The 16,582-nt window shown below is 70.2% G+C and carries 18 protein-coding genes; 12 read left to right on the forward strand and 6 right to left on the reverse strand.

All coding sequences use genetic code 11. The annotated features are described in order from the left end of the window. Positions 1–11 precede the first annotated feature (11 nt). Positions 12–1,046 carry a sigma-70 family RNA polymerase sigma factor gene (locus tag ACTWQA_RS33795; RefSeq protein WP_443163049.1) on the forward strand — a complete coding sequence of 345 codons (1,035 nt, stop codon included), beginning with the start codon at positions 12–14 and terminating at the stop codon, positions 1,044–1,046. Positions 1,047–1,254: 208 nt separating this feature from the next. On the opposite strand, the gene ACTWQA_RS33800 is transcribed toward ACTWQA_RS33795, so the two are convergent. Continuing rightward, a complete protein-coding gene (locus tag ACTWQA_RS33800; RefSeq protein WP_443163050.1) occupies positions 1,255–1,836 on the reverse strand; it encodes a DUF6069 family protein in 582 nt (193 codons plus the stop codon). Between the two features lie 258 nt (positions 1,837–2,094). Here ACTWQA_RS33800 and ACTWQA_RS33805 point away from each other — a divergent pair, with 258 nt between their 5' ends. From ACTWQA_RS33805 to ACTWQA_RS33855, 11 genes are all read left to right on the forward strand, one after another. Continuing rightward, a complete protein-coding gene (locus ACTWQA_RS33805) occupies positions 2,095–2,811 on the forward strand; it encodes a dihydrofolate reductase family protein (protein WP_443163051.1) in 717 nt (238 codons plus the stop codon). A gap of 73 nt (positions 2,812–2,884) precedes the next feature. Then, positions 2,885–3,439, forward strand: coding sequence for an RNA polymerase sigma factor (locus ACTWQA_RS33810; protein WP_443163052.1), 555 nt, complete (start codon positions 2,885–2,887; stop codon positions 3,437–3,439). Beyond that, positions 3,432–4,550 (forward strand): CU044_5270 family protein, encoded by a 1,119-nt coding sequence (locus ACTWQA_RS33815; protein WP_443163053.1) that lies wholly within the window; start codon positions 3,432–3,434, stop codon positions 4,548–4,550. The genes ACTWQA_RS33810 and ACTWQA_RS33815 overlap by 8 nt, the downstream gene beginning before the upstream one ends. A gap of 102 nt (positions 4,551–4,652) precedes the next feature. Next, positions 4,653–5,090 carry a S26 family signal peptidase gene (locus tag ACTWQA_RS33820; protein ID WP_443163054.1) on the forward strand — a complete coding sequence of 146 codons (438 nt, stop codon included), beginning with the start codon at positions 4,653–4,655 and terminating at the stop codon, positions 5,088–5,090. A 5-nt stretch (positions 5,091–5,095) separates the two neighbouring features. Further along, positions 5,096–8,047: an AfsR/SARP family transcriptional regulator gene (locus ACTWQA_RS33825; RefSeq protein WP_443163055.1), complete on the forward strand. Its 2,952-nt coding sequence runs from the start codon at positions 5,096–5,098 to the stop codon at positions 8,045–8,047. Positions 8,048–8,120: 73 nt separating this feature from the next. Beyond that, positions 8,121–8,315: a hypothetical protein gene (locus ACTWQA_RS33830; protein WP_443163056.1), complete on the forward strand. Its 195-nt coding sequence runs from the start codon at positions 8,121–8,123 to the stop codon at positions 8,313–8,315. A gap of 57 nt (positions 8,316–8,372) precedes the next feature. Then, on the forward strand, positions 8,373–8,894 hold the full coding sequence (locus ACTWQA_RS33835; RefSeq protein ID WP_443163057.1) for a MauE/DoxX family redox-associated membrane protein: 522 nt from the start codon (positions 8,373–8,375) through the stop codon (positions 8,892–8,894). Between the two features lie 14 nt (positions 8,895–8,908). Beyond that, positions 8,909–9,406 carry a TlpA family protein disulfide reductase gene (locus ACTWQA_RS33840; RefSeq protein WP_443163058.1) on the forward strand — a complete coding sequence of 166 codons (498 nt, stop codon included), beginning with the start codon at positions 8,909–8,911 and terminating at the stop codon, positions 9,404–9,406. Next, positions 9,403–11,232, forward strand: a complete 1,830-nt coding sequence (locus ACTWQA_RS33845; protein WP_443163059.1) for an ABC transporter ATP-binding protein — start codon at positions 9,403–9,405, stop codon at positions 11,230–11,232. The genes ACTWQA_RS33840 and ACTWQA_RS33845 overlap by 4 nt, the downstream gene beginning before the upstream one ends. 97 nt (positions 11,233–11,329) lie before the next feature. Beyond that, complete coding sequence (locus ACTWQA_RS33850; RefSeq protein ID WP_443163060.1) at positions 11,330–11,452, forward strand: hypothetical protein; 123 nt, start codon at positions 11,330–11,332, stop codon at positions 11,450–11,452. A 202-nt stretch (positions 11,453–11,654) separates the two neighbouring features. Beyond that, entirely contained in the window at positions 11,655–12,359 is a 705-nt protein-coding gene (locus tag ACTWQA_RS33855; RefSeq protein WP_443163061.1) for a TetR/AcrR family transcriptional regulator, read from the forward strand. Positions 12,360–12,403: 44 nt separating this feature from the next. Here the strand turns inward: ACTWQA_RS33855 and ACTWQA_RS33860 are convergent, their stop codons facing one another. The 5 genes from ACTWQA_RS33860 to ACTWQA_RS33880 all read right to left on the reverse strand — a co-directional run bounded on the left by ACTWQA_RS33860 (position 12,404) and on the right by ACTWQA_RS33880 (position 16,549). Next, entirely contained in the window at positions 12,404–12,775 is a 372-nt protein-coding gene (locus ACTWQA_RS33860; protein ID WP_443163062.1) for a hypothetical protein, read from the reverse strand. Positions 12,776–12,882: 107 nt separating this feature from the next. Then, positions 12,883–13,284: a DUF5360 family protein gene (locus ACTWQA_RS33865; protein WP_443163063.1), complete on the reverse strand. Its 402-nt coding sequence runs from the start codon at positions 13,282–13,284 to the stop codon at positions 12,883–12,885. Beyond that, on the reverse strand, positions 13,268–13,819 hold the full coding sequence (locus ACTWQA_RS33870) for a TetR/AcrR family transcriptional regulator (protein ID WP_443163064.1): 552 nt from the start codon (positions 13,817–13,819) through the stop codon (positions 13,268–13,270). Before ACTWQA_RS33870 ends, ACTWQA_RS33865 begins: the two co-directional genes overlap by 17 nt. A 101-nt stretch (positions 13,820–13,920) precedes the next feature. Further along, on the reverse strand, positions 13,921–15,096 hold the full coding sequence (locus ACTWQA_RS33875; RefSeq protein ID WP_443163065.1) for an MFS transporter: 1,176 nt from the start codon (positions 15,094–15,096) through the stop codon (positions 13,921–13,923). A 247-nt stretch (positions 15,097–15,343) separates the two neighbouring features. After that, positions 15,344–16,549 carry a sensor histidine kinase gene (locus tag ACTWQA_RS33880; protein ID WP_443163066.1) on the reverse strand — a complete coding sequence of 402 codons (1,206 nt, stop codon included), beginning with the start codon at positions 16,547–16,549 and terminating at the stop codon, positions 15,344–15,346. Positions 16,550–16,582: the final 33 nt, after the last annotated feature.

Here is a 16,582-nt window from a genome sequence, read left to right on the forward strand (position 1 = left end):
AGTGCCACGAGGTGCGGGAAGAAGGTGACGCGAGGGTGGTGGCCGGCGACCTGATGTCCCGGGCGCGGGCCGGGGACGGCGAGGCGTTCCGGGAACTGACCGAGCCGTACCGCCGGGAGTTGCAGGTGCACTGCTATCGGATGCTCGGATCATTCCAGGACGCCGAGGACGCTCTGCAAGACACGCTGCTGGCCGCCTGGCAAGGCTTCGGAGGGTTCCAGGGACGTGCCTCGCTGCGCACCTGGCTCTACCGGATCGCCACCAACCGGTGCCTCAATGCGCGCCGGTCGGCCAGCCGACGCCCGGCCAAGGAATGGGACGTGCCCAAGGTGGAACCGCCCGAGCCGACCCGGCTCGGCGAGGTCGTCTGGCTCGAGCCATTTCCCGACGCCCTGCTCGAGGGTGCCATCGACGTGCCGCTCAGTCCGGAGGCCCGCTACGAGCAGACCGAAGCCATCTCCCTGGCCTTCGTGACCGCCCTGCAGGTGCTGCCGCCTCGCCAGCTCGCCGTGCTCATCCTGCGCGACGTCCTCGGATTCCACACAGGCGAGGTGGCCGACATGCTGGACTCCAGCGTCGAGTCGGTCAAAAGCGCCCTCAAACGGGCGCGCGCCAGCCTGCAGCACCGACGACCCACGACCGACGACCGCGAACCGCCCCCCGCCTGCGGCTCACGCTCCGAGCATGCGATCGTGGCGAAATTCGTCCGTGCGTGGGAATCCGCCGATCTCGACGCGCTGGTGGCCCTTCTGACCGACGACGTCTTCATGTCGATGCCACCGATGCCCTTGGAATACCAGGGCCGAGACGTCGTGGCCCGCTTCTGCGCCAGCATCTTCCGCGCAGGTCGCAGGTTCGACCTCATTCCAACCCGAGCCAACGGTCAACCAGCGTTCGGAGCCTACCTGCGCGCCCCAACCGGCATCCGCCATGGGACCGGCCTCTACGTCCTCACCCTCACCGGCGACCGGATCTGCGCCATGACCCGCTTCGACAACAGCGTGCTCCCATGGTTCGGGCTACCGCGATCGCTCCCAAGGCCCTAGCCGGCTTCCCAGCGGTGGACTTGCCGGTGCAGCCCGTCCTGCGCTGACCCACCACACGCCGAGACACCACCCGCTCGATCAGGCGTTGCCGACGCGGCCGCGGGCGGTGGGTGGCAGGCGTTGACGACTCACGACGAACGCGACGCCTAGGCGGCGCTGGCGCCATGGGCGGTGGACCGTCTCGATGACCTGGTCGCGGTGGGCCGACTCAGTCGTACGGGTCGAAGTCTCGGCGCTCGCGGGGTCGTTCGTAGCTCCGCTGCTGCTCATACCCTCGGGGGTCATACCCCCGAGGCTGCTCGTACGGATACGGCTCCGGATCCGGCGCTTCCTCGAGGGCCGTGCGCCCGATCGACGCCAGGAGCGAGACGATGGCGATGCCGATGACGACGTTGATGACGGCCGTGGCGATCTGCTCGATGAGACCGGCGTCGTACATGAACGGCAGGATCGTGATGAGGACGGTGAAGAGCCCGGCGATCCAGCCGAAGAACTTGGCCGGCTCCGGAGTCGACAGCATGAGAATGTAGAGCAGCAGCGTGGCGACGAGCGCGGCAGCCGCGGCCGAGATCGCATATCCCGTGGTCGCCGCGGTGCCGTACGCGGAAGCCCCATCGGGGGTGAGGACGCGGATGCCCAGGAGCCTCTTGCTGATCATGACTCCGACCACCACGATCAGGGCGGCCACCACGGCGGCGGCCACGCCGCCTCCCCACACCCGCGCCGGATTGACCGACGGCCTGCCCGATCGTGGACGGTGATCATGGCGATCATGGGAGGGATATGACATGCGCATCACCTTCATCGCGAATGCTGGTCAGGCACTTTGAGAACCTTACACGCGCAGTCAAGAGCAACAAGGGCCACTATGTGCACATTTGTCCCAGATCGCGCCTCTCTGCCGATCGAGGACGACGTCGGCCTCCGTACTGACGGAGGCGATGACCGCTAGCGCCTCCTCACCATGATGTAGAGAAGAGGCCGCCGGCTTCGACCCTCTGGTGAGCGGGCCCGGACGGGGCGCCGCCAGAGAAGGAGGCGAAGCGAGATGACCAAGGTGACGGCACAGATGTCGGTGTCCCTGGACGGCTTCTACGCCGGCGCACGGCACAGCGGCGACGGAAGCTGGATCGACTCGGCAGAGGCCGCGGGCTTCTTCCGGATCACGCGCTGGGTGATCGACGCGATGGCGTGGCGCGAGCGGCAGGGCTTCGCCGGGGGCGTGCAGGACACGAACTCCGACATCATCGCCGAGTCATTCGCGTCCGCCGGCGCGTACGTCATGGGCCGGCGGATGGCCGACGGCGGCGAGGTCCCCTGGGGGGAGGAGCCGCCCTTCCGCGCGCCGGTGTTCGTCGTGACGCACCGCCCCCGCCAGATGTTGGTACGCCGAGGCGGCACTAGCTTCACGTACGTCACCGACGGCATAGCCGGCGCCATAGAGCAGGCCCGCGCGGCGGCGAACGGTAAGAACGTCGCGATCGCCGGGGGCGGCAGTCTGCTCCGCCAAGTGATCAAAGCCGGCCTGCTGGACGAGCTGGAGCTGCACGTCGTGCCGGTCGTGCTCGGCACCGGGATGCGCCTCCTCGACGCCGATCTCGACCTCTCCGGCAAGGAGGCCATCGAACTGACGCCGAACAGGGTCGTCCACACCCCTGCCGTCACGCACCTGCGGTACACCGTCAACGGTCGTGCCGCTCTGGTGCTCGACGACCGCGGAAGCGGCACCGGCGAGCCGATGCCCGGGGATCGGGGCGATGCCTGAGGGCGCGCCATCGTTGCCGCCTCAACCCTGGCCGGGGCGTGAAAGCATTTCCGTCGAACGGGCAAGAACGGGCGTGATAGTGCACAACACGCGTACCTGGGCAGGGCGGCGCTTAGAGCTTCCTCCTGATCTCTTCGACGCGCATTTCGCCGAGATCCACCGTTACATCGCCCGGCGGTTGTCTGAGGACGTGGCCGACGATCTGGCTGCCGAGGTGTTCGTGGCGGCCCTGCAAGGCGGCTACGACCCGGCGATCGGTGCGGTCAGGCCCTGGCTGTACGGCATCGCCACCAATCTCGTCGCGCGACACCGACGTGCCGAGATCAGGCGGTGGAAGGCGATCAGCCGGACAGCCGAACGTGACGGCAGCGGCCACGAGGACGAGGTGCTCGACCGGGTGACGGCGGCGCGCTTCACCGGCCCGCTGGCCGGCGCGCTGGCCGGGCTGAAGCGGGGCGACCGGGATGTGGTGTTGCTGGTCGCGCTGGGCGGGCTCAGCCATGCCGAGGTGGGCCAGGCCCTCGGCATCCCCGCCGGCACCGTCGGGTCCCGGCTGAATCGGGCACGCAAGCAGCTGCGCCGGGCACTCGGCGACGTCAACCCGTTGAAGGAGGACTCCGATGGATGAGCTGGACCTGCTGGCCCGCGCCCTGCCCGACGCGCGGCCCCCGTCTCCCGAGGTCGTCGCCCGGGCCCGGGCCCGCCTGACCCGTCCGCCCGTCCGCCGCCCGGTGAGGCGGCGTACGTGGACCTGGACCGTGGCGGCCGCCATGGCCACGGCAGCGATCGTGACGCTGGTGTTCTCGCTGGTGGCGTATTTGACGCCGGCACCGGTCGCGCTCACCCCGAAGGCCAACCAGGCGCTGTTCGACCTGGCGGACAAGATCGAGAAGCTGCCCGCGGAGAGTGGCGTCTACTGGCGGCAGGTGCTGATCCACGGGAGCTACTTGGAGACGGGCGGCTTTACCCATGTGGCGTCCACGCGCCAGGAGATCTGGCAGTCACGTGACCCGGACGACCCGAGGGTCACGTTGTCGTGGTCCGAACCCATCGCCCGTCCGGCCACGGCCGCGGATGAGCGTGCCTGGCGAGCCGCCGGGAGCCCGCGCCGGATCAAGCTCCCCTGCGAGGACGGCAAGCGCTGCCCCTACGTGTCGTTCACCGACGAGCCACGGCAGTGCTCCTACAAGTGGGATGCCACTGCCGGAGGGACTCTGGCTGATCGCACGGTCGCCACTCTGACCATGGCAGACCTGGCGGCCTTTCCCACCGACCAGGCTCGTCTGAAGGAGAAGCTCCGCGCGTACCACAGCGTCTGGAACGAGCGCGGCTTCAAGGACCCCTTCGAGAAGTTCCTACCCGTGACCACGAACCTCCTGAACCTGCCGCTCCGTCCCGACCAGCGCGCCGCGCTCATCCGCTTCCTGGCCGGACTGCCAAGCACCAAAGTCGTGGGCACCGTGACGGATCCGCTGGGCAGGCCGGCGCTGTCCGTGGACTTCGGCGTGGCCGGCAACACACTGGTCTACGACCACAAGCAGGGCGGAGAGCTGCCGACCTACCCAAGAACGCTCCTCGACCCCGGAACGGGTTCCACGCTCGCTTTCGTCTCCTACGCGACCCGTACGGCCGTCTGGGCTACCAAGGGCGACCCCGTGACCTTCACCGCCACGGCTCCAGAGTCGGGCTGGACCGCGGAGCGGCCCGCTCCTCCGAAGGGCTGTGAGAAGAGGAAGTGATCGTTTTCGGAGTCGTGCAGCGCCTTGACACGGTCCTGGTCCAACGGAGATCGTTTCGCGGAAGGAATCACCCCTCACAGAGGCCGACCGCGGAAGAGGCCCATGAAGCTGATCATCGGTGGGTTCGTACTGGTGGCGATAGCGGGTGCGCTGTGGGCGCGAAGGCGCTACGTGGTGGTCACCGTCGAAGGGACGAGCATGGTTCCGACCCTGTCCGATGGCGATCGGGTGCTGGTGCGCAGGCGCCGGATCGACCAGGTCGGCAGGGGTGACGTGGTCGTGCTCGAGCCGCCGCTGACCCCGGTCGAGCTCGGGCCGCCGGGGCCGGACGGCCGGCAGTGGAACATCAAGCGAGCTGTCGCGTTACCCGGGGATCCGGTGCCGCCGGGCATCGACGACAGCGTGACGCGGGTGCCCGCCGGCGCGCTGGTCGTCCTCGGTGACAACGCCGACAGCGTCGATTCCCGGCAGCGCGGGTTCTTCGACGCCGATCGCCTGCTCGGCGTCGCGCTGCGCCGGTTGGGCGGACCGCCGCTGTAAAGATCGTGCGGTTCCGACTTCTCGGCCCGATGCGGATCCAGGTCAATGGATCGCCTGTCCGGATCACGGCGCCGAAGCAACGTACCGTTCTCGCCCTGCTGCTGGCCCGGGCCGGTCACGTCGTACCCATCAGGTCATTGGTGGCGGAGGTGTGGGACGAGCGGCCGCCCCGCTCCGCGGTGGCGAACCTGCGTACCTACCTGATGCAGCTGCGCAAGCTGTTACCGGACGAGGAACGGCTGGTCACCTCGGACGTCGGCTACCGGTTACGGGTCGGACCGGAGGAGTTCGACCTCTTCGAGTTCGAGGCGCTGGCCGCACGCGGGCGCCAGGCGCTGGCCAGGCGGGACCTCAGCGCCGCCGAGGAGGCCTTCACCCGGGCTCTGGCGTTGTGGGGCGGGACGGCCGCCGAGGACGTGCCGCTGGGGCCCACCCTGCGCGAGGTGGTCGCCCGCCTCACCGACCACTACCTGGGGGTGGTGGAGGAACACGCGGACATTCAGCTCGCTCTCGGTAAGAACGCGACGGCCGCCACGCGGCTGCGTGAGGTGATCGGGCAATATCCGCTGCGCGAGCGGCTGCACGGTCAGCTCATGGTGGCCCTGTACCGCGGCGGCGACGTGGCCGGCGCGCTGGACGCGTTCGGGGCCGCGCGCCGGGTCCTGGCCGACGAGCTCGGGATCGACCCCGGGCCGGACCTGCGGCGGCTGCATCAGGCGATCCTGCGCAGGGACACCACTCTGCCGGCACCGGACCGTGACATCGTGGTCGCGCCGGCCGACGACGGTCGCCCGCGGCCCCGTATGCTGCCGCGGGCGCCCACGGTGTTCGTAGGCCGGGCGGCCGAGCTGACCCGGCTGCACACCGTCCTGTACGGCGGGGCGGGCGAGTCCGCGGCAATGTCGAACGGCCCCGGCAGAGCGGTCCCGTCCGTAGGCACGTCGCACGGCCCCGACGGAGCGGTCCCATCCGTGGTGATCCTGCACGGCCCCGGCGGGGCGGGCAAGTCGGCGCTCGCGCTGAAGGCGGCGCACGGCGTGGCCGACCACTATCCCGACGGCCAGCTCTACGTCGATCTCCAGGGATCCACGCCCGGTCTGCCGCCCTTGCCGCCGGACGAGGTGCTCGGCCGGTTCCTGCGCGCGTTGGGCGTGCCGCCCGGCGACGTACCCGTGGCGCCGGCGGAGGCGGCCACCCACTACCAGTCGCTGCTGGCCGACCGGCGGGTCCTGATCATCCTCGACAACGCCGTCGGCGCCGCCCAGGTCGCGCCGCTGCTGCCGGCGGGCGGCGGCTGCGGGGCACTGGTCACCAGCCGCGCCGCGCTGACCACTCTGGACGCCGTGGCGATCGCGGTCGGCATGCTCGACGAGGCGGAGTCGATGCGCCTGCTGACACTGCTGGCCGGCCCGGAGCGGGTGACCGCCGAGGCGGAGGCCGCGGCGGAGATCGCCCGCTGGTGTGGCCACCATCCGCTGGCTCTGCGCATCGCCGGCGCGCGGCTGGCAGGCCGGCCCGACTGGTCGCTCGCCCGCTTCGGCGAGCGGCTGGCGAGCCGGCAGCGGCGGCTGGACGAGCTGCAGGCGGCCGACCTACGGGTGCGATCGTGCTTCGAGGTGGGGTACGGCACGCTGACGAGCACCGCGAAGGCCGCCTTCCGCCTTTTCGGCGTGCTGGAGGTGCCCGAGATCGGCATCGAGCTCGCCGCTGCGCTGGCCGATGTCGACCAGACGACGGCGGAGGCCGCGCTCGACGAGCTGACCGACGCGCGGCTCCTGGAGCCGGTCGCCGACGGCCGCTTCCGCATGCACGACCTGCTGCGGCTGTTCGCGGCGGAGCTGGCCGCCGCCCATGACGAGCCAAAGGAGCGTGCCCTGGCGGTCGGCCGGGCCTTGGACTGGTATCTGTACCGCTGCCGCAGGCTGCAGCAACTGCTGCAACCACACCTGCTGCCCACCGGCGACGACGCCGCCGAGCCCGGCTCGGCCCTGCGGGATCCGGTCGCGGCCGTGCGGTGGCTGGAGACGGAGCTGCCGTGCCTCGTCGCGGCAGCCGTACAGGCCGCAGAAAACGGGTCGGGCGGCTTCGTCGGCGAGCTGATGGCCCTGATCAAGGCCATCGCGATGAAGAGCGGCTACTGGCGCGAGCTGGAGACCATCGCGCGGCTGTCCATCGAGGTCGCGCGGCGTGACGGCGACCGCGTCACGGAGGCGACCACGCTCTCGACGCTGGGGCTGGTGGAGTGGAGATCCGGCCAGACGGAGGCGGCGTACGGCCTGCTGCGCCGGGCGCTCGAGCTCTGGCGCGAGCTGGGCGAGCGTAAGGAGGAAGGGCTGGCGCTGCACAACCTCGGCTGGTTGTGCATGCAGACCGGCGCCCTCGAGCCGGCGTTCGACCACATCACCGCGGGCCTGCGGCTGCTCGAGGCGCACGGGTCGAACCGCGTCGGGCTGGTCGCCCACAATCTCGGCGAGGTCCTGCTCCGGCTGGGCCGGTACACCGAGGCGGCGGACCGCTTCGAACGGTGCCTGTCCATCCGGCGGGCCGACCGCGACCTGTACGGGGAGAGCATCACGCTCGCCGCGCTCGGCCGCGCCCACTGCCTGCTCGACCATCGCGACAAGGCGCTGTCGGTGCTGGCGGAGGCGCTGGCCCGCTGCGAGGAGACCGGCAACAGGGAGGACCAGTGGGAGGTCCTGCTCAGCAGGTCCGAGATCCGGCTGCGGCAGGGTGATCCGGCCGCGGCGGTGGCCGATCTGGCCCGTGTCCTGGAGCTGACCGCCCAGATCGGCGACGTGTACGGGCGCGCCGCCGGCCTCCGCCAGCTCGCCAGGGCTCGCGCGGCCCTCGGGGATCCGCGTTCCACGGCGGACGAGGCGAAGGCGGCGCAGCTGTTCGCCGATCCGGCGACGCGGCCCGATCCGGTGCTGGAACGGCTGCTCACCGCCCCGCTGTAGCCCGGCTGTATGGGGCGCTGTATGCCGCCGACATAGGTTCCGGCTGACCGCATCGCTACGAAAGGAGCGAACCATGACTGCTGTTCTCGGCAGGCTCGGCGACCGGATCCTCGACAAGCTGGTGCCCAAGGCGTCCGCGAAGGCGGCCGCCGAATGGTACGTCCACTGCTACTGCAGGGAGCGCTCCGACTTCCGCAAGATCTGCACCACCGCGGGTGGCACGACCCGCTGTGGGTCCTGCTACGCGTACAGGATCTGCGGCGGCTAGACAGAACACGCGGGCCTGGCGGCGAACCCCGCCGCCAGGCCTGGCAGGGGTGATGACGTGCTGTATCTCATGATCGCCTGTCGCGCCCTGCTGGCCGCCGTCTTCGCGATCGCTCTCGTGGGGAAGGTACGTGGCCGCACGGCGTTCGACGAATTCACGGCCTCCATCGTGACGCTCGGGGTGCTCCCGCGCGGCATGTCCGTGGTCGCCGCGTATGCCCTCGTAGCCGCTGAGGCCGTGGCAGTACTCCTGTTGGCGCTGCCGTGGACCGTGCCGCTGGGGTTCGCGGCGGCCGTCGGGACGCTGGCCGTCCTGACCGGCGGCATCCTCGCCGCCCTGCGCGGAGGACGGCAGGCACCGTGCCGGTGCTTCGGCGCCTCCGCCACACCACTCGGCCGCGTACACGTGGTGCGCAACCTCGTCCTGGCCGCCGTCGGCGGCATCGGGCTCGCCGCGTGGATCACGGCCGGCACGTCCGCGCCGAACCCGGCCGGTGTCGTCCTCGCACTCGTCGCGGCCGGTGTGGGCGCCCTGCTCGTGGTGCGCCTCGACGACCTGATGGAGCTGTTCACCGTCTGAAGTGAGGTTGTCCGATGCCCTTCTTGGTTGCCGCCGTGGTCTTCCTCGGCGTCCTGTGCCTGTTCAACCTGGTGCTCATGTTGGCGCTGCTGCGCCGGCTCCGCGAGCACACGGCTGAGCTCGGGCGCCTCGCCGGGCACTCGATGCTCATGCCGTACGACCCGCGCGTGCTGGTCGGTCGCGCGTTGCCCGAGGCCGCGGCGGGTGCCCGGCTGGTGGGATTCTTCGACGTCGGCTGCAGCACGTGTCACGAGCGCGCGCCGGAGTTCGCCGAGGCGGCGGGGAAGCAGCCCGCCCTGGCGGTCGTCAACGGCGACGGTGCCAAGGTCGACGACCTCGTCGCCGTGGTGGGCGGGGTGTCGAACGTGATCACGGGCGACGAGGCCGGCCGTATCGTGCGTGACCTCGGTGTCGAGGCGTTCCCCACGTTCCTGCGGGTCGACCAGGACGGCAGGGTCGTGGCCGCGGACACGGAGCTCGCCGAGCTCACCGCCGTGGCGCCAGCGGCATGATCTCGGGTCGGCTGCGGCGCGCCGCCACCCTGGGGTTACTGTGCTGGCGGGCGGGACCGGTGCTGGCGGTGTCCCAGCTGGCGGCCACCATCGCGGCCGGGCTGGTGCCCGCGGGCACCGTGTGGGCGACGAAGCAGCTCATCGACGCGCTGGCGGCGGGTGTTCCCACGGAGGTGCTGGGACCGGCCGCCGGCCTCGTCGTGCTGGGGGTGGCCGCCGGGGTGCTGCCGCACGTCACGGGATATCTGCGGGCCGAGTCGGACCGCCGGCTCGACCTCCTCCTGCAGGACCGCCTGTACACGAGGGTGAACGGGTTCCAGGGGCTGTCGCGGTTCGAGGACCCCGCCTTCCTCGACGAGCTGCGGATGGCCACGCAGGCCACCGGTAACGCGATGGGGCCGCTCACCTCGGGCCTGTTCGACCTCGCTCGCAACGTCATCACGCTGGCCGGGCTGCTGGGCGCGCTGGCCGTCCTGAGCCCTCTGATGGCGGGGCTGGTGGCGGTCGCGGCGCTGCCCACCCTCGCGGCCCGAATGTCCCTGGAGAAACGGCGGGCCAAGATGATCGCCGGGCAGTCGGCGGCGGCGCGGCGGCAGATCTTCTACTCCTCGCTGATCACGGACGTGCAGGCCGCCAAGGAGGTACGCCTCTTCGGGCTCGGCGACTTCCTCAGGCGCCGGGTGATCGGCGAGCTGACCACCATGCAGGTGGCCGAGCGGCGGCTGGACCGGCGGGAGGCGATCACGCAGTCGGCACTGGCGGGCCTGTCCGCCCTGGTCAGCGGCACAGGGCTGGTTTGGGCGGCGTACTCCGCCCTGGACGGCCGGCTCACCCTGGGCGACGTCACGGCCTTCGCCGCGGCCGTGGCCGGCACCCAGGCCGCACTGATCACCACCGTGGAGAACGCGGCCAACGCGAGCCACGCGCTGCTCCTGTTCGACCACCACGAGCGGGTGATGTCGTTGCCCGACGACCTCCCGCCGCCGCGGAAGCCCACGGCCCTGCCCGCACTCCGGCGCGGCATCGAACTACGCGACGTCTGGTTCCGGTACGACGAGAGCCTCCCCTGGGTGTTGCGCGGAGTCGACCTGACGATCCCGCACGGCGCGTCGGTCGCGCTGGTCGGGCTCAACGGGGCCGGCAAGAGCACGCTGATCAAGCTGCTGTGCCGCTTCTACGACCCGTCCCGCGGGACGATCCTCTGGGACGGCACGGACATCCGCGACGTACCGCCGGCCGAGCTGCGCGCCAGGATGGGCGTGCTGTTCCAGGACTACATGTGCTACGACCTCACCGCCGCGGAGAACATCGGCGTCGGCGCACTCGAAACGCTGTCCGACCCGGGCAGGATCCGGACCGCGGCCGAGATGGCGGGAGCCGGCGAGATCGTGCGCGGCCTGCCGCACGGCTACGACACCATGCTGAGCCGCATCTTCTTCGGGCCCGAGGACGACGCCGGCATGGTGCTCTCCGGAGGGCAGTGGCAACGGCTGGCCCTGGCCCGCGCGCTCGTACGCGAACACCGCGACCTGCTCATCCTCGACGAGCCCAGCTCGGGACTCGACGCGGCGGCCGAGTACGAAGTGCACCGGCGGCTGCGCGAGCACCGAGCGGGGCGCACCAGCCTGCTCATCTCCCACCGGCTCGGCGCGATACGGAACGCCGACCTCATCGTGGTGCTCGCCGACGGCCGGATCGTGGAGCACGGGACCCACGACGACCTCATCGCGGCGGGCGACACCTACGCCCGGCTCTTCGCGACCCAGGCCAGCGGATACCGCGTCGAGACCGAACAATCACCGGCAGGATTTGGTGCGCCCCCATAGAGAATCTTGACCCGGTTGATCAGGGGCTGATCGAGATGCGGGGGTGCCTCGGCCAGCTGCGGCAGAATCGGATTGTCGACCAGCCAGTTCGAGATCGATGTCCCTCTACTACGGCGCGGCGGGCACCAGCGCCGCGGCCAACGCCGCGCTGGCCAGGGCCAACACGACCGGGAGCGGCTCGCCGAACGTGTTCATGTTCGGCTACGTGCCGCGCCACTAGGCGCCTGACCGCAGTTACAGCAAGCCGACCGCGACCGGGTGACTACGGTGCCGGCGGATGTCCCATGGGCATCCGCCCAGGCGGCGTCGCCTGAAGTTGTGGTCGAAGTGTGGTGAGCACTCTGTCGATGCCATACTCTGAACCGGAAAGCTATTCCGGAACTATCCGAAAAGCCTTTCCGGTTAGCAAGCGAGGGAATGACGTGACCGAGAACACCACCCCGACCAGGGACGACTCGATCGCCCCGGCGGGTCCGAGCGCGCGCGAAGGAGCGCCGCGCCGGCTGCGCGCCGACGCGCAACGCAACATCGACTCCTTGCTTGACGCAGCCAAGACCGTCTTCGGCACCTCAGGCGTGGACGCCCCCGCAAAAGAGATCGCTGACCTGGCCGGCGTCGGCGTCGGAACGCTGTACCGGCACTTCCCCCAGCGCTCGGACCTGGTCAAAGCAGTGTTCCAGCGCGAAGTGGATGCCTGCGCCGACGCCGCCCCGGCGCTGGCCGCAGCGCACGAGCCGGTGGTGGCACTGGCCAAGTGGCTCCACCGCTACACCGAGTTCCTCGCGGCCAAACGCGGACTCGCCACAGCCCTGCACTCCGGCGACCCGGCATTCGACGCCCTGCCCGGCTACTTCATGCAACGCCTCGGCCCCGCCCTCGGGTCACTGCTCCAAGCAGCCGCCGCCGCCGGCGAGATCCGCGCCGACATCAGCCCCAAGGAGCTCCTGTACGCCGTCTCCCATCTGTGCCTGCCCGTGGCGGACGAGGGCGTCGCGTACAGCCAGCGCATGGTCGCGCTCCTCATCGACGGACTACGTTACGGCGCCGATACGCGCCGTACGCACGACTCCCACCGCCCAAAGGACAGGGCCCGCGCGAACGGGTCGCCATCATCTGACGGCCGCTAGTAGTGCCTGTTCCGGGCGGCGGCGCATGTCGCGGGGTGGGCTGATCACAACTCAGGGTCCTCCCAGTGCGGGGCATGCGATTCGATGTCTTCCGGCACGCGAATCCGCCCGTTCAAGAGAGCAAGTGGTGCGATCGCAGCACTCTCTCGCGCGGCCAACTCGGCGACGAGCGCGCCTCCCACTCGCCGGGCAGCGCCGCGCTGCGCGAACACGGGCGCTGGCTCCGCGTCTTCCCACTCGCAGTCGGGGTCGTCGGGATCACCGAGCGGATAGGTTTCCACGTATCTGTCAGTGCCAATCGGCAGTCGCTCAGGTCGTGCCCCTTGTCCCACATGCCACCGCAGCTCGGCAAGCTCGTCGTCAGTAACGTCAGCACGAATGTCCACCGACAGCACGAGTTCGTAGATGTCTGCCATCGGCACACCGTACCGTCGCGACGCCCTGAGAGATCATTCTGTTAGAGCCTGACGATCCCTGTCCCTGCGCTCGCCTGCCAAACCTTTCGTCAGCAGACTCTTGAAGATCATGCGCGACTCCCGACGGGTTGGCTCGTCAGACAGATGATCCCGGGAACGGGAAAGAGCATGAGGTAGAGGTTCGGTATCCACCAGGCGAGTGAGAAGTCTCCCCGCAACGTCCAGAACGCGATCGCCATGAGCCCTGAGGCCATGGTCAGCACCAGCGAGACCAGCATCAGTGACGGACCGCTCGCCCTGCCGCGGCGCAGGAGCCACAGGCTGGTCAGCCCGGTGACGCTGGCCAGCAGGTCGATCCAGAGGAACGACCAGTTCCAGTCGACCATCAGCGGGTTGGCGTAGTCAGCGAACGCCCATTCCAGCGGGATCAGCCCGAGCCCGGTGACGGCGAAATAGACCACGAAGCCGACATCCGTGACGAGCATCAGGCCCTTAGTCGCGCGCAGCACGGTCGATAGCCTCCATCAGGTAGCGGCGGGTCCCGTCATGCAGGTCAGGTCCAGGAGGGCCGAGCCCAAGCAGCCTGGCCGCCCACCATCCGTCCACGGCCAGCCGTACGGCTGTCGCCGCTGCGGGGTCGATGCCGTCGTCGGCGAGCCTGGCCTGCCAGGCGGCGAACCGCTCACGCAACGGCTCGAGCTCCGCCGGGTCGACGAGCATCACGGCAAGCAGCGCAGCGGTGACGCGGTCGGCAGGCACCGTGTCGGTGGTGTGCCGCTCGGGGATGGTCGCCTCGACATAGGCGCGCAAGAAGTCGCCCGGGTGGGTGCCCGCCTGAGCGAGCGCGTCCTCGAAGGCCTTGGTCAGCCGGTCGACCATGGCGCCGACCAGGGCATGTTTTGTGGGGAAGTGGTAGAACAGTCCGCCCTTGGAGACCCCGGCCCGCTTGGCGACGGCTTCGAGGGTGAGCGACTCACCTCCCTGCGACAGCAGCACGTCAGCGGCGGCGTCGAGGAGACGGTCCTTCGAGCTTGGTCGTGGCATACCCAAAACTATACCGGTCGGCCGGTACAGTTTCCGAGCAAAGCTCTCCCGCTCCGGCTTGGTTGTGGCTCCTGTCGGCTGCGGGGATGCAAGGCGCCGGCTCAGCGGGATTGGGTCAGTGACCATAGGGATACCGCCATGAGGAAAGCGGTCAGCCCGCCGCAGATCATCACGGTGGAGACCGAGAAGGCGTCGACGACGCGTCCGCCGAGGAACGCGCCGAGCGCGAAGGTCGCCTGGAAGGAGGAGGTGAAGACGACCGTGGCGGCTTCGGGCGTGTGAGGGGCGGCGGTCATGAACCATGCCTGCGAACAGACGGGCACGCCTCCGTAGGCCAGGCCCCAGACGAGGAGCAACACCACGGCGCCGGCGGTTGTGCCGCCGATCGAGGGCAGCAGCAGGGTGGTGGCCGCGATCAGGCAGCCGCAGGTTGCGAAAGCGGCTCGCAGGCGTGTGGCGGTGGCCTTGCCGGCCAGGAAGTTGCCGGCGATTCCGGCGACGCCGTACGCCAGCAGGACGGCGCCGACGGCTGCGGGATGCAGGCCGGTGACGTCCTGGAGGAAGGGCGTGACGTAGGTATAGGTGCCGAAATGGGCCAAGACGATGAGGGAGGTGGCCAGCAGGGCGGTTTTGGCCCCCCGGGTACGCAGCAGGTCGAGCAGGACGCGAGTGCTGGTGACCTGGTGGGCGGGCAGTGGCGGCAGCAGCGTCAGCAGGGCGGCCAGGACCAGGATGGCCAGCGCGGCCAGGACCAGGAAGGCGGTTCGCCAGCCGGCGAGGTTGCCGATGAAGGTGCCGGCCGGTACGCCGAGCACGGAGCCCAGCGGCACGGCAGAGAAGATCACAGCGGTGGCGGTGCCGACGGCGTGCGGCGGCATCAGGCGGGCGGCCAGCCCTGACCCGATGGACCAGAAGCCGCCGATGGTGAGGCCGACGAGCACCCTGGAGATCAGCATGACCCAGTAAGAAGTGGCCAGTGCGGCCAGCACGTCGGCGGAGGCAAGCACCGCCATGAGGACGCACAGCATCACGCGGCGGTCCAGGCGCGCGGTGGTCAGTGTGACGGTGGGTGCGGCGACCGCCGCGACGATGCCGGGCAGTGTCATGGTCAGCCCTGTGGCGCCGTCGGAGATGCCGAAGTCGGCGCCGATGGCGGTCAGCAGGCCGATGGGCAGGATTTCGCTGGTGACGATGGAGAAGATGCCCAGCATGAGCGAGGAGACCGCGAGCCAGCTGATGAAGGGCGAGCGGGGCCGGGCGAGCGTGGTGGTAGACATCGTTCCCGTTCAGGCAGGTGCGAGTGGACTGCGAACACAGCCAAGCAGTGGTGAAGCAGCGGGCACTGGCACGTTTCGGACGCAACCGTCGCCGTGACGACGTCCGGTAGGCCCGCGAGGCTGCGCTCCCGCATCATGAACGGACCCGGACCTGCGGCCGTGCCGGGCGCACATCGGCCTGCTCGTGGCAAGAAGACTGCCGAAGGGATCCTTGGATCCCCGTGGATAGTGCCGGTGAATGTCAGGGTCAGGGGGCGCTAGCGTTCCTTCTGGCGGAGGTGGGGATGCTTGCGGTGACCGTGAAGCCTCCTTCGTCGTCTCTCGCGCTGAAGGTCCCGCCGAGCAGGGTGACCCTGCGCTTGAGTCCGGTCAGGCCCATTCCGGAGCCGGCGCTGGTCAGCATGGGGTCGGCGGCGCGCCGGGGCGGTGCGTTGCGCACCTCCACGTCGGCCCGGTCGCCGGGGTAAGCGATGGTGACGGAGACCGGCGCGCCGGGGGCGTGCTTGCGGGCGTTGGTCAGCGACTCTTGAACTACGCGGTAGACGGCACGGGCCACGACCGCGGGCACCGTACCGGGATCGCCCTGGACGTTCAGGGCCGCATCGTCGGCGGCCGCCAGCGCGGCCAGGTCGCCGCCGGTGTCGTCGTCGGGACGCTCGGCGGCCGCCGGCCTGACCCCCGTCGTGACCACGCGCATGAGGTCGCGCAGTTCGGTGAGGGTACGCGTACCGGCCTGCCGGATCTGCTCGGCCGCAGCGCGAGTGTCGTCATCGCGCGTGGTGACGCGCAGCGCGTCGGCGTGCAGGACGATCTCGGTGACGTGGTGGGTGACGATGTCGTGCATCTCGGCCGCCAGGCGCTGCCGTTCAGCGGTCTCCGCCCGCTCGGCGAGCAGGCGGCGCTCGGAGTCGGCCAGCTCGGCCCGCCTGCGCAACGCCCGGACCAGCTCGATCCTGGCCTTCAGATAGAGGGCGACCAGCGCGGGCAGTGCGGTGGCCGACAGCGCGACGTACAGCCTCTCCCATGTGGGAGACCAGATCGGGATCGCCGGCAGTGCCAGGACCGCGGCGAAAGCGAACGCCTGCCGCCAGGGCAGCAGGTAGACCAGGAACGACACGACAATCGCGGCCGCCAGCGGCGTCACGGTCGGGTCGACCCGCGGCGTCACCACGCCCGGCGCGAGGCTGACACCGAGAGCGGAGATCGTCGTGACGACGACGGCCAGCCCTCCCACCGTCCGCGGGAAGCGGACCGCCAGCGGCAAGGACGCGTCGAGCAGGAGGTTCAGGGCCAGCTCGGGGAGGGAACCGCCATCGCGAGTGTGCTCGGTGCCGAGGTACAGGACGATCTGGGCGACGGCGCACAGCGCGGCCGCGCCGGTGGCGGCCATGAGGAGCGTCCTTCGGTCGCGGACGCTCAGCTCCGGCCTGGACAGACGTGCTGGTGTACGCACAGCGGGCACCTCAGAAGGCCGCCGCGAGCGTCG

The organism is Nonomuraea sp. 10N515B, from assembly GCF_052245915.1.
Taxonomy (GTDB): domain Bacteria; phylum Actinomycetota; class Actinomycetes; order Streptosporangiales; family Streptosporangiaceae; genus Nonomuraea.